This is a genomic window from uncultured Algibacter sp., from assembly GCF_947487575.1.
Lineage (GTDB): Bacteria > Bacteroidota > Bacteroidia > Flavobacteriales > Flavobacteriaceae > Algibacter_B.
Window position 1 is genome coordinate 182,306 of the sequence record NZ_CANKXG010000005.1, and the last position, 14,258, is coordinate 196,563.

The following is a 14,258-nucleotide window of genomic DNA, read 5'->3' on the forward strand; positions in this document are numbered from 1 at the left end:
AAACGGCAAAATTAAAATTGACCCAAAAGGTTATCTAAATCGTCTTGATTAAGATTGGCTTCAGGAAAATCTGATGGCGTATATGAAACGTCATTTTGAGTTATACAATAATCAATAGTAGCTTTTAAATTTTGAATAAATTTGTCTGCTACTATTTTCGCTGTTTCTTCCTTGTAAAGGTCTTTGGTAAAACTCCAATTCACCAATAAATTATCATTTATAATTTGAGCGTTAATTTCTATAGCATAATTACGTTCGCTAAGAGGAGCTCTTGTTGGCGATTCTAAAAAATTAAAACTAAATGCTTTATTTTTACTTTCAGTATTTGATTTACCAAGATAGTTAAATACCACTTTGGGTTGCAATTGATTAAGTATTGAAGTATTTTCATCTGAAAGATACTTTAAAATTCCAAATCCTAATCCGTTATTAGGTATTGCTCTGAGTTTTTCTTTAATAAACTTAATATGATTCCCAATATCTGTAGAATTATTATATCCAAGTAAAATAGGAAAAAAGGATGTAAACCAACCTACAGTACTTGAAACATCTAAACTTAGATTGTCAACATTTCTACCCTGCCTTTCCAAGCCCAGCAATACCTTTTCTAAACTACCCCATTCGCACAATGTTGAAATTATTGTAGCAATTAATAAGTCTTCAACTTTTGTGTTATATGGCTCGTTAGCTTTAAATACTAGGTTATTGGTATACTCACTATCTAACTTTGAAGTGTGCGAAATAATTGAGTTTTCATAGAATGTTTTTGCATTTGAAACCAAATCTGTTGGAAATTCTATATTATCACTAATTTGAGATGTCCAATAGTTGAGTTCATCTGATATAAGATTCTTATCAATACGTTTTTCTAAATAATCGGACCAATCTTTTATCGTTCCTGTTTTGTTATTTCCTGTATCTATAATGAAATTCTCAGATTTGTTTTTAATAATCTGTGCAATTTCGTTTGTTATAATATTCCAAGAAACTAAATCAACAATTAAGTGGTGCCCAATTAATATTATTTTGTTTGATTGTATATGATTACAATCAAAAAATATCATTTTAAATAAATTACCTTCTGATAGTTTTGCCCTTTCCTGTAGTTTTAATAAAATATCCTTTATTTTTTTGTCTTGTGCATCAATTGTATCCACATTATCTAAATTATAATGATAGAAGCTTTCAATGGCGTCTGAAGATTTAATTAATGCTTGCCAATTATTATTTTCTTGCTTAAAACTAAGTCTTAATGCTTCATGATTAGTAATTATTTGTTTTGAGATTGTTTCAAATGTTTTACTATCAACATCACTTATGTTTTGCAATTCAACAACTTGATTCCAAAAATGAGGTGCATTTTTATGAGTTTCAAAGAACCAATGTTGAACGGGTGTTAAAGGTGTTTCTCCTTCAAGTACTTTATTGTTAGTATTATTTAAATTTGCATCAGCCAAAGTGCTTGCAAACAAAGCAAGTTCTCCAATGGTTTGATTTTCGAATAGCTGATTTGCTTTTAAATGAACACCTTCTTTTCTTGCTTTTGCAACAATTTGAATACTTAAAATGGAGTCTCCTCCAATTTCGAAAAAATTATCATTTGTACTAATTGGAGAGAAGCCTAAAACCTCTTCCCAAATTTGAACTAGTTTAGTTTCTATATCGTTTTTAGGATTAACAATACCATTTTTGTTTGCTTCAGAAAAAGACGCTTGGTCTTTAGTTTTTAGCAATCCTTTTTTATCAACCTTTCCATTAGGCAACAATGGTATGTCTTTCAAAACATTTATAGTTGAAGGAATCATATAATCTGGAAGTTTAGCCCTTAAATAGGTTTTTAAATCGTCCTTATCTAAATAAGAATCTCCCTTAACATAAGCTACAATCTTTTTTTGCGTAGTAGAGTTAGATATTTGAATATTAGTATGCAACTCTTTAACCTTAATAGCTAGTAGTTGCCTTTCATTATCAGAAAGTTGCTCAAGTTTATGTCTTAAATTGTCTTTTGTCATTTTATTGCTTTAATTACAACAATAGAGTTTGCCCACCAAGTATCTAAAACGTCCTCAGGCATTTCTAGGTCAATTACTTTTATACTAAACGATGAGAAGTGTTTTAAAATTAAATGCTGGTGTTCTCTACTTAAAGAGTCAATTTCATTTGAAAAATAAGTAAATGATCCTCCTGGTTTTAAATGTTTTGATGCGTGTTCAAAAAAGTGTTCAGCAAACGTAATACTGCCGTTAACATATTGCATATACTCATCATCGTTTAATGGGTAAGTATGAAATAATATACCATCAAATAAATCAACAGATTCAATTGTGTTTTGCCATAAGCCATGAACCAGTTTTAAGTTTTTGTCTGAGTGCTTATTCTTAAAATCTTCGTAATATGTTTTTATAACGTCATCATTACATTCAATTGCAGTATAAGATGCTATTGGGTATTGCATTATCATTTCAGCAGAAATACCGCGTCCAAAACCTATTTCTAAAATATCACCTCCATCTTCAGCAATAGTTTTTGCCATTTCTTTCATTAATGGAATTTGCCAATCTTCCATAATTTCTTGGTCGCCCATTACTTTTTGCTCTCTATCTACTTTTGATGCATGAACAGTAGCGCCAGGCACAAATTCTTTTGCTTGTTTATTTAAAATATTTAAATCACCAGCAAATTCTTTGAGTGCACGGTTTACAATGGCATTTCTCTGAGCATCTTTTGGTGGATTTATAAAATTTTCGTCATTTATTGTCACAACTACTTCAAATGCACTGGATCGTTTTATTTTCCTCATGGTTTATGCTTCTAGTTGGTTAAGAAGGTATTTCTTTTGATTGTTGTTTAACGTTTGAATAGAAGAGATAATAGAATCTACGTCTTGCCCTTCCATTTTTCCTAAAATTTCTATTAAAGTTTCTAAATTATATATTTCCTTATCTGTATAAGAAATAAAGTTAGATGTATCAGTTTCAACAAGAACATAAGCATCAAGGATCTTTTCATTATAATTTTTAATAACTTTTTCTATTTCATTTAATTCTACTCTGTAACCTCTAATTTTTATTTGTTGATCCGCTCTTCCTAAAAATTCAATAGTGTTATCGTGTCTTAGTTTTCCTAAATCACCAGTTTTATATATTTTTTTTGAGTTATTGAAAGGGTTGTTTATAAATGCATTTTTATTTAAGTCTGGCCTATTAATATACCCTTTGGTAAGCCCAACGCCACCTATGTAAATTTCTCCTACACTTCCAATAGGTACTAAGTTAAGTTTTTCATCTAATAAATAAATTTCTGCATTTGCAACAGGTTTACCTATAGGAACGTTAATGTTGTTACTATTTTCTTTAACAATTTTGTGTGCAATACACCATACACTTGCTTCCGTAGGACCGTATTCATTATATAAACTTGCATTTGGTAGTTTTTCAAAATGATTTTCACAAAGTGAATTGTTACATGCTTCACCAGCTACGATTACCGTTTTTAAACTATTCAGTTTTTTACAATCAATATATTGAAGCATTAACTTGTATAATGAAGGTAGCATTAGTGTATGACTAATAGACTGCTTTTTTACGAGATTGCCTATTTTTTCAATATCTTGTTCAATGCGTTTCTCTGCAATTACTAGATTTCCGCCAGTACAAAGTGTCCAGAAAATTCCAGCTTTCGAACTGTCAAATGAAATAGAAGACATTAACAGAAAGGCTGTTGGTTTTTCATTATAGAAATCTAACCGCCCTCCAGTAGAGTTTATGATGTTTTTATGAGTAATTGGGACTCCTTTTGGTTGCCCTGTACTTCCAGAAGTGTAAATAATATAAGCTAGATTTGAGGGTTTTGATACTGAAACATTTGTAATATTAGAACCTGGTGTATAATCTAAACTATCAATCTGTATTTGATTTAGAGCATTATCTAAAAATAAACTAGCCACATTTTGTTTGTTAACAATGGTTTTAACCTGTGCATCTTTAAGCATAAAATCAATGCGCTCTTTAGGATAATCAGGGTCTATTGGTAAATAGGCACAACCCGTTTTTAAAATGGCTAACATGCCAATAATCATATCAACAGATCTATCAATACACAAGCCAATAACTTCGTTGTCACTTTTAATATATTCTGCTAAATTATGTGCTACTACATTTGCTTTTTTATTTAGCTGTTTGTACGTTATTGTAGTATCCTTATATGTTACAGCTATAGTTTCAGGATTAGATTTAGAAATATTTTCAATTATTTCATGTATGCCAGAGTATTCAGAAAAATGATTTTTAGTCTTTTCTTTTTGTCCTAATAGAAATTTTTTCTCATGGGAAGGAAGCATGGGTAACTCAACAATATTTTCGTTTGGATTAGCAACTATACCTTCTAAAAGTGTTTTGAAATAGCCTTGAAAACGTTCAACTGTAGATTCATGAAATAAATCGCTGGCATACTCAAATGTTGATGAAAGTATTCCATTTTCTTCAGCTACATAAATCGTTAAATCAAATTTTGAGACTTTTAAATCAAACCATGTATGTGATAAATTTAGGTTTTCCCCAAAAGAGGGGTTTTCTGGAACTGAATGGTATAAGAACATCACTTGAAAAAATGGGTTTATCGCTAAAGAACGATCTACCTTTAATTCTCGAACCAAATAATCAAAATGAATATCTTTATTTTTAAAAGCTTCTAAGTGGTTTTTCTTAACATGATTTAGTAACTCTGTAAAAGACATATCATCATTGAGGACAGTTCTTAAAACCATAGTGTCATTAAAAAAGCCAATTAGCTTTTCAAGTTCTTTTGAGTCTCTATTGGTTACTGGTGTACCTATTAAAATATCCTTCTGTCCACTATATCTGTACAAGAAAATGTAATATACAGAAAGCATTAAGTTGAAGGGCGTAGTTTCTAATTGTGTTGCTAAATCTAAAATTTTAGTTGAAAATTCTTTACCAAAATTTTGTGTGCTAGATGCAGCGCCTTTAAAAGATGGTTGTAAGGGCTTTGTATAATCTGTTGGTAAATTTAAGTTTGGTATTTCTCCTGATAATTTTTGTTTCCAATAATCAAAATGTTCAGAGTTAATGGCTTTTTTATTTAACCAATATGCATAATCTGCATACTGCATTTTAGCTTTATTATCGGATAACTCAGATATCACTGCGTTTGATTGATAATAATTTGATAATTGTTCTCTAAAAACGCGCATAGACCACTTATCTGTAACAATATGGTGTAATGTTATTTGAAGAATGTGTTTTACAGGGTTTATCTTTATCAAAGAAGCTCTAACTAATGGACTCCTCTCTAAATTAAAATATTTAAAGGCATCTGCTTCCATGACCTTTAAAGATTTTTTTTCAGAATCCATTTTATTTAAAGAACTTAAATCATGTACAGCAATGTCCATTTTGGCATTGGCATCAACTTTTTGATAAATTTCACCATCTTCAATATGAAAGGTTGTTCTTAAAATATCATGGTCGTTATAAACACTTTGTAAAGATTCTATTAGAAGGGTTTCTTTTAATTCGCCATCAAATGTATACGTTTCAGAGTAGTTATAAAACGGATTACTGGGATACATTTGTTGTAAAAACCAAAGTCGCTTTTGCCCATACGAAAGCGGTATTTTTATACCAGTTGCTACTTTGGTAATTATATTTGTAGAGGCACCTTCTTCTTTTTTTCGGTTTTTCCACCTATTAAGTAGTGATGTTTTATTTGTGTCTTTTTCCTCCATAATTTTTAATACAATACTTAATTATAATTTTTTGAATTATATGTTATTTTAAACCTAGCCATTTTGCTATTTCGTAAGCAGATGTATATAAGTAGTCATCTATGTATAAATTGGTATCAAGGACACGTTCAATAAACCAATAGAGCGATATTATTATTAATAATATGGATGCGTAAACTAAGAGTTTAGGATAAAACGCATATTTCCTTATTAGGTATAATATTGGAAATATACCAGCTATAATTGCTAATTGTCCAATTTCGACTCCAATATTAAACCCTAGTAGTGATAAGGTTAAAAACTCTCCAGTTAAACCTAAATCACTTAAAACGCTAGCAAAACCAAATCCATGAAACAAACCAAAAACAAATGCTATAACCCAATCTTTCATATTGAAAATGGGTTTTATATTATGAAATGCTGCTAAACCAATTGAAAATGCAATAATTGATTCTACAAGTTGAGAGGGTAGGTTTATTATCTCTAACGAAGCTAGTGTCAGGGTTATGGTATGCGCTATAGTAAAAAAGGTAACCACTTTAATAATGTAAAAAAATGCAGATTTAAAAGTCATTACAGGTTCCCAGCCAAAAACGGTTTTATTTTTTCTTCTTACAACTGATGGTAAAATAAGTGCTAATAAAAATAAGATATGATCTAAACCAATCCAGATATGCCAAACACCTTGTTTTATCATAGCAATAAAACCAGTAAAAATAGAAGTTTCGCTAAGATTTAAAGTGTCATTTGGGTCAGATGGCGAAAAATCTAAAGCAATTATAGATTCATTGTTAATCAAACCTGCTTTCCAGTTATATTCAACGGTTAAAAATCCTTTGTGTGTTTTGTCTTCTTTAAAACCAACGTTGTAATAAACATCTAAGTTTTCTGGTAAAACTTCGATACCCTCTAAATGAAAATTAAATTGCATAAAATTGCCATAACTTAATCTTAAGACCCCTAAGTCTTCAAAAATAATTTCATATTCACCTAATTCAGATTTAAAATTTGCATTGTCAAGTATATATTTTTGAATTACATTTTTATAAGGCTTAATATCGTCAACAGAGGCATCTTTTGGTAAATTAAAATTGAAAATTTTGTTTAATTCGTTAGCATTGATTTCAAAACGACCTTCTATTCCATCTTTTTCATAAATTTTTAAAAAGATAAAACTTTGATTTGGCTCGTGCGAATACGAAAATATTGAAGAGAGTAAAAATAAGACTAGTAATAGTTTTTTCATGTTAGTGTTAGTTAGGTGATGGTTTTTTAAGTTTTAAATAACGTATTGTATTTTAGATGGTTGCTTGTAATGGATTTGAATCCCTGTAACAAATATAATCTGGTCTCGATGATTTTTTTTCAGGAACATTGTTAATACTGTTATAAGTTAATATTGCTGTACTTCTAGTAAATGGTGATACATTTGTGTTAGAAGCGTGAAAAATATTTGGATGAAAAAATACAACTGTACCTCGTTTACCTTCTAATGAAACAATACTACTTAAAAGAGCAGATTCTTTTACTAATTTATTGCTAATAGTATATTTTAAATCAGAATTTAAGGAGTTTAATAAATTATCTTTTTTATTTTCTAAATGGGCTTTATGTTGAAAATCTACAATACCTGCTTTGTGAGATTTTGGTATAACTAATAGCGGTCCTTGGTATGATTTTACATCATCTAAAAGCACCATTACAGAAATCATATCTGGAGATTTAACACCATCTCCATAATGCCAATATGGATAATCCTGATGCCATTCCCAGAATTTACCGGCAAAAGCTTCTTTTAAATTAAGTTTATATTGATATAAATAGAGACTATTATTCAGAAGTTCTTCACTTGCAGTTAAAACTCTTTTATCTCTTATTAAGTTTCCAAAAAGGGGTTCCTGAGTCTCAGGAGCAAAAATAGACCGAATATCTCCATTGTCTTCGCAAATAACATTTGGTTGCAAGGTATGGTTTTTGAAGTTTTTCAGTTTGGAATTTAATTCTATTATTTCTTCTTCAGAAAAAATAGTTTCCAAAACTAAATAACCATTTGAATGGTAAAATTCAATTTGTTTCTTTTTAAGCATAGCAGTTTTTTTTATTCATAAAACCTTACGCAATTTTTAATGCTATGGTTTTAAGAATACCAATTTTTATTTTAAAAGTATTGAGAATATTGAGAATAATTTAAATAAAATAACTCATTTGTATGATTTTGTCGTTAAAGTGCATGAAAACATGAAAACAACTTATTTTTTTGCATAAAATATTTAAAATAAAAGTTTAATCGTAATTAAAAGTTCCATGTCGATAGTTTTTGCTTAATAATAATTATTCGAGTTTATTGTTTAAAAAAAATTGAATTTTTCATTAACAAAAGAGCAACTACAGCTAAAGCAGAGTTTTAGTGAATTTGCAAAGAAAGAGTTGAACTCGTCTATTTTTAAAAGAGATAAGACTTTATTATTCTCTAGAGAAGATTGGCAAAAATGTGCAGATTTTGGAGTATTAAGTATTGCTGTTTCTGCTGAATATGGTGGTCGCAAAAATAAGTTGGATTTGCTAGATGCCACTATTGCTATGGAAGGCTTAGGTTATAGTTGCAGAGACAATGGTTTGCCTTTTGCAATGAGTGCCCAAATGTGGACGGTTCAATTACCTATAAATCAATTTGGAACTGACGAGCAGAAAAAAAAGTATTTACCAGATTTAGTTTCAGGAAAAAAAATCGCATGTCATGCTTTAACAGAACCAAATGCGGGTTCCGATGTTTTTAGCATGCAAACTACTGCAACTAAAGTTGAAGGGGGGTATATTTTAAATGGAGAAAAGTGTCTAATAACTTTAGCTCCAGTAGCAGATTTAGCTTTAATTTTTGCTATAACTAACTCAAAATTAGGTAAGTGGGGTATTTCTGCATTCATTGTTGAAACCAGTGCACTAGGTTTTTCCGTAAGTACCAACAAAGAGAAAATGGGATTACGAACTGTACCAATAGGAAGCTTATATTTTAAAGACTGTTTTGTGCCTGAAGAAAATAGATTAGGAAAAGAAGGGGCAGGATGGAGTATTACAAACCATTCTTTGGAACATGATCGTTGTAGTATTTTGGCGAGCCAATTAGGAGCCATGGAATATCAATTAGAACAGTCCATAGCTTTTGTAAAAAAAAGAAAGCAATTTGGTAAATCGGTAGGAGAGTTTCAATCGGTTTCAAATAGAATTGCAGATATGAAATTACGACTAGAAACTTCAAGATTACTGCTTTATAATGTAGCATGGATTAAAGATCAAGGAAAAGTAGCTATGTTAGAATCTGCGCTTCTAAAATTGCAGTTAAGTGAAAGTTATGTGGCATCTAGTTTAGATACTATAAGAAATCATGGCGGATATGGTTACTTATCAGAGAATGAAGTAGAGCGAGATTTAAGAGATGCAGTTGGAGGTGTAATATATGCTGGAACCTCAGATATACAAAGAAATATTATTGCTAAACTTTTGGGTCTTTAAGATTCAATAAAAAAGAAAAATTGATATATAACTTAGTACAGATTATAGAGAATTCTGCTAGGGATTTCCCTGATAAAGAGTCGTTTAGATTTTTGAATGAAGCTATTACATTCAAAGGTTTAGATGTGAAATCTTCTCAACTTGCATCGCGTTTAATTAAATTGGGTGTAAAAAAGGGTGATAGGGTTGGTATATTAATGCCACGCTGTTTGGAAACTGCTATTGCAGTTTATGGCATTTTAAAATCTGGGGCAGCTTATGTACCTATTGATCCATTTGTGCCAATTGAACGCGCTAATTTTTTAATTGAAAATTGTGGAATAAAATATTTAATAACGATTCCGAAACAATTTAAAAAAATAAAAAAACTTCTTTCAGAAAAAAATAATTTAGAATCTATTATTGGTGTTTCAGAGATTGATACTATAAAATCTTTTTCATGGGAAGCTATTTTTAATAGTTCACTGGAAAATTATAAGCCAGTTAATATTTTAGGAGAAGACTTATCATATATTTTATATACATCGGGTAGTACAGGTACCCCAAAGGGTATTATGCATACACATAATAGCGCACTTGCATTTACTGAGTTAGTGGTTAACTTATATGGTTTTAATTCAGCAGATAAAGTGGCAAATGTTGCGCCATTACATTTTGATCCATCTATTTTAGGATATTTTTCGGCACCATTAGCAGGAGCAACAACCATAATTATTTCTGATGCGCATCTTAAATTTCCGGTGAGCCTTGCGGAACTTATGGAAAAAGAACAGTTAACCATTTGGTTTTCTGTTCCGCTAATTTTAGTTCAACTCCTGTTAAATGGCGGTATTGATAGAAAAGATTTTTCAAGCTTAAGGTGGGTGTTGTTCTCTGGGGAAGTATTTGCAACTAAACAATTGAGAGCTTTAATGCAATTATGGCCTCATCCAGAATATAGTAATATTTACGGGCCAACAGAATTAAACCAATGCACTAATTACAATTTATCAGTACCTCCTGAAGGTGGTGATACAATTCCTATTGGAAAGCCTTGGGGGAATACTGAATATAAGATTTTAGATGTTAATGATAATGAGGTAAATGAAGGTGAAGAAGGTTTGCTGGTAGTAAGATCAGCCACCATGATGAAAGGGTATTGGAATAATAAACCTTTAACAGAAAAATCATTATATATAGATGAAATTGCTCCTGGTTTTGATTCTGTTTATTACAGAACTGGCGATTTGGTAAGACTTAATGATAAAAAGGAGTTATTGTTTTTAGGGAGAAAAGATAGACAAATAAAATTTAGAGGTTTCCGAATAGAAATTGATGAAATTGAAAATACGCTACTTAAACATGAAGTAGTTATTGAAGCGGCTGTGTTTTTAAGTAATATAGATGATGATCAACAATTGTTTGCTACGGTATTATTAAGTGAAAATTCAGAAATACCTACAATGAATTTAAAAGCGCATTGTAAACAATATTTACCGCCTTATGCAGTCCCAGAAAGAATTGAAATATTAGAGTATTTTCCTAGAACCAGTTCTGGAAAAGTGAATAGAAAAGATATAGAAAAGATAATAAGATTATTATAGAATGGAACAAACCATTATAAAATATATAGAAACTGAATTAGCTAGTGATGATATTGAAGATGGCTTAGAAGCATCAGACGATCTTTTAGGTAGCGGTATTTTAGATTCATTGGGGATGGTAAAACTAATTTCTTTTGTTGAAGAAGCGTTTGAAATTATTGTACCACCAGAAGATATGGTTATTGAAAATTTTATGACTGTAGAAAATATTTGTGAATACGTTAATACCAAATTGTAAATTTAAGTGAGCGTTTTGTGTATGGAAAACAATTATACATTATTAACTCAAAGTCAAAAACTACTATGGATAGGGCAGGAATTAAATCCTAATTCTCCTATGTATAATATGGTGATGACTTATGAAATTAAAGATGCTATTTCCGTACCTCATTTTAAAAAGGCGTTTGAAAAGTTAGTAGAAAAAAGTGGTGTATTACGTTCAGTTTTTGAATTAGAGAATGATGAACCTGTACAAAAATTTCTTTCTAAAATAGATTATGATATTGATTTTATTGATTTTTCAAATGAAACTAACCCACAAAATTTATATTCTGAATGGGAGAAAGAAAGGGTACAAATACAATTTGATTTAGAAAAGTGTCTTTTTGATTGTGTACTTATTAAAATTTCGAAGAATAATTTTATTTGGTTTATAAATCAACATCATTTAATAACAGATGGTTGGAGTAATACCATTATGTTTTCCAAGATGTCTCAGTTTTATACTAAAGCATCGCAAAATGAATTAGATGATATTATAACACTTCCTCATTACAAAGATTTTGTTACTTATTGTGAGAATATTAAAGAGGATGGTAAGATAGAGGTTGCATCAAAACATTGGGAAGAAAAGTTTAAACAATTTCCTTCAATTCCTTCATTATACAACAAGAAAGAGGTGTTGCTAGATACAGCATCAAAGCGTTTACATATTAAACTAGGTAAAGAGCGTACTGAAAAACTTAACCTATTAGCCAATATAAAAGGCATTAGAGGGTGGAGCTTAGACTTAACACTCCATAATATATTTTTAACATCACTCTTTGCATATATGTACAGAGTTAGTGGTCAAGAAAAATTGGTAATCGGTTCGCCAACTCACAACAGAACAACAAAAAGTCATAAAAACACGATTGGCTATTTTGTTGAAACCTTTCCGTTAATTACCGAAATTGAAGATAAAGAAACATTTTTGTCACTTTTGCAAAAGGTTCAGTTGGAAAGTAATAGCTTTCTTAAGCATGCACAAGTAGGAGCTTCAACAGCAGAATTGAATAGAAGTTTTAATGTGTTTTTTAATTATATAAACACGTCAAATTCAGATTTTGCTGGTGCTTCGGTTAAAACATCATGGGTGCATCCCGGACACACAGACCCAAGACATCATATACGTTTGCACGTTCATGATTTTGATAATTCTGGTGAAATTCAGTTTTATTTTGATTTAAACACCCAAGTTTTTAATGCTGAAAAGCAACAAGAAGTTCCACAGCATTTTTTAAAACTAATTGATGCTTTTATTGAAAACCATGAACAGAAAATTAGTACAGTAAATTTAATTACTGAAACTGAAATTTCAAGAATAAAAATTTGGAATAACACAGCGTTTGATTATCCTAAGGATGAAACATTGCTTTCTAAATTTGAAGCACAAGTTTTAAAAACACCAAATGAGGTGGCAATTCTATTTGAAAATGAATCTCTTACTTATAATGAGCTTCATGAAAAATCCAATCAAATGGCTCATTTTTTAATTAAAAAAGATATAAAAAAAGGGGATATAATTGGAGTAAGCCTTGAAAGATCATTAGAAATGATGATTTATATCTATGGCATTATAAAAGCTGGAATTGCCTATTTACCTATAGATACATCCATTCCTTCAGAGCGATTAGCCTTCATTTTGAAAGATGCAAAGTCTAAAATTCTGTTGTACAATCATAATAAGATTGATGAAGAAATTTTAAATACAGTTGATAGTTTCCATGTCAAAACCATTCAGCCAGAGTTGGCTTTATTTGATGTAAAATCTAACCATATTGAAGTTTTACCCAACGATTTGGCTTATATTATATATACATCTGGAAGTACGGGAGAACCAAAGGGTGTAAAATGCCATCATCAAGGTATTTGTAATCGACTCAATTGGATGAACAAGGATTATCCAATAACGCCGAATGATACCTTTCTTCAAAAAACACCAATTACTTTTGATGTGTCACTTTGGGAATTATTTTGGCCACTTCAAGAGGGCGCAAGATTGATTATTGAAACGCATGAAGGGCATAAAAATCCTGATAAATTAATAGAAACCATTAAAAAACATAAAGTCACTAATATTCATTTTGTGCCTTCCATGCTAAATGTGTTTTCTCAAACCAATGGTGTAGAAAATTGTAAAAGCCTAAAAAGAATATTTTGCAGTGGTGAAGCTTTGTCTGTTCCTATTGTTGAAGATACTTATGATAAATTAGATGTTGAAATATATAATTTGTATGGGCCTACAGAAGCCACAGTCGATGTTACGAGTTGGCATTGCAAAAAAGAAGATTTAGCTAACGGGATTCCAATCGGTAAACCTGTTGCAAATACGCAACTTTATATTTTAGACGAAAAACTAAACCAGTTACCAATAGGTCTAAAAGGCGAATTATACATAGCTGGAAAACAAGTTTCCAAAGGCTATTTAAATAGAGAAGAACTTTCGAAAGAACGGTTTGTAAAAGATATATTTTCTGATAATTCAAACGCCAAAATGTATAAAACGGGTGATTTGGCGCGCTATCGAGAAGATGGTGTAATTGAATATCATGGAAGAATTGATAATCAAATAAAATTGCGAGGCTTAAGAATTGAACTTGGTGAAATTGAAAAAAATATTGAAAAACATGCTTCCATTACTCAAGCTATTGTTTCGGTTGATGAAAAAGATAGTCTAATAGCATATTATACTGGAGATAAAGTTGAAGATTTTGAGTTGGTTAGTTTGTTAGAATTACGACTTCCGGAGTATATGATTCCACAATGTTATATCCATTTAGGAGGTTTTGAATTGCTGTCAAACGGGAAAGTAAATAGAAAAAAACTCCCAAAAAGAAATGATTTGACAAAAAATGAAACCGCTGTTGTAAAAACTTCGTACATATCTCCAAGAAACGAAATAGAAGAAATTGTTCATGACGTTTGGGTAGAAGTTTTAAATATAGAACAAATAGGCGTTAATGTGAATTTTTTAAGAATAGGAGGTAACTCGTTAAGCGCAATTTCTATTACTTCTAGGTTAAAAGCTATTTTAGAATTGGATGTGTCTATTACTGACGTTTTTAATTATCCAACTATCGAAGCTTATTCCAATAATATTGAAAAAGTGATAACTGAATTATTAGATGAATAATAATATTCAAAAAGGCTTGAAGCCG

General features: G+C 30.4%; 9 protein-coding genes. 4 read left to right on the forward strand and 5 right to left on the reverse strand.

What is annotated here, in order from left to right; genetic code table 11:
- Positions 1-11: 11 nt before the first annotated feature.
- Genes Q0870_RS07040 through Q0870_RS07060 form a run of 5 tightly spaced genes read right to left on the reverse strand, consistent with a single transcriptional unit; the run spans position 12 to position 7,833 of the window.
- Positions 12-2,012: a condensation domain-containing protein gene (locus Q0870_RS07040; protein WP_298553739.1), complete on the reverse strand. Its 2,001-nt coding sequence runs from the start codon at positions 2,010-2,012 to the stop codon at positions 12-14.
- Positions 2,009-2,800 carry a class I SAM-dependent methyltransferase gene (locus Q0870_RS07045; protein WP_298553742.1) on the reverse strand — a complete coding sequence of 264 codons (792 nt, stop codon included), beginning with the start codon at positions 2,798-2,800 and terminating at the stop codon, positions 2,009-2,011. Before Q0870_RS07045 ends, Q0870_RS07040 begins: the two co-directional genes overlap by 4 nt.
- 3 nt (positions 2,801-2,803) lie before the next feature.
- A complete protein-coding gene (locus Q0870_RS07050) occupies positions 2,804-5,746 on the reverse strand; it encodes an amino acid adenylation domain-containing protein (protein WP_298553745.1) in 2,943 nt (980 codons plus the stop codon).
- Between the two features lie 43 nt (positions 5,747-5,789).
- Entirely contained in the window at positions 5,790-6,992 is a 1,203-nt protein-coding gene (locus tag Q0870_RS07055) for a HupE/UreJ family protein (protein ID WP_298553747.1), read from the reverse strand.
- Between the two features lie 52 nt (positions 6,993-7,044).
- Complete coding sequence (locus tag Q0870_RS07060) at positions 7,045-7,833, reverse strand: phytanoyl-CoA dioxygenase family protein (RefSeq protein ID WP_298553750.1); 789 nt, start codon at positions 7,831-7,833, stop codon at positions 7,045-7,047.
- 271 nt (positions 7,834-8,104) lie between these two features.
- Between Q0870_RS07060 and Q0870_RS07065 the strand changes: the two genes are divergently transcribed.
- From Q0870_RS07065 to Q0870_RS07080, 4 genes are read left to right on the forward strand one after another with little or no spacing between them, the layout of a single operon-like run.
- Entirely contained in the window at positions 8,105-9,256 is a 1,152-nt protein-coding gene (locus tag Q0870_RS07065; RefSeq protein ID WP_298553753.1) for an acyl-CoA dehydrogenase family protein, read from the forward strand.
- Positions 9,257-9,276: 20 nt separating this feature from the next.
- Complete coding sequence (locus tag Q0870_RS07070; RefSeq protein ID WP_298553756.1) at positions 9,277-10,839, forward strand: amino acid adenylation domain-containing protein; 1,563 nt, start codon at positions 9,277-9,279, stop codon at positions 10,837-10,839.
- 1 nt (position 10,840) lies between these two features.
- Entirely contained in the window at positions 10,841-11,077 is a 237-nt protein-coding gene (locus tag Q0870_RS07075) for an acyl carrier protein (protein WP_298553759.1), read from the forward strand.
- A gap of 21 nt (positions 11,078-11,098) precedes the next feature.
- Positions 11,099-14,233 carry an amino acid adenylation domain-containing protein gene (locus Q0870_RS07080; protein WP_298553762.1) on the forward strand — a complete coding sequence of 1,045 codons (3,135 nt, stop codon included), beginning with the start codon at positions 11,099-11,101 and terminating at the stop codon, positions 14,231-14,233.
- Positions 14,234-14,258 lie beyond the last annotated feature (25 nt).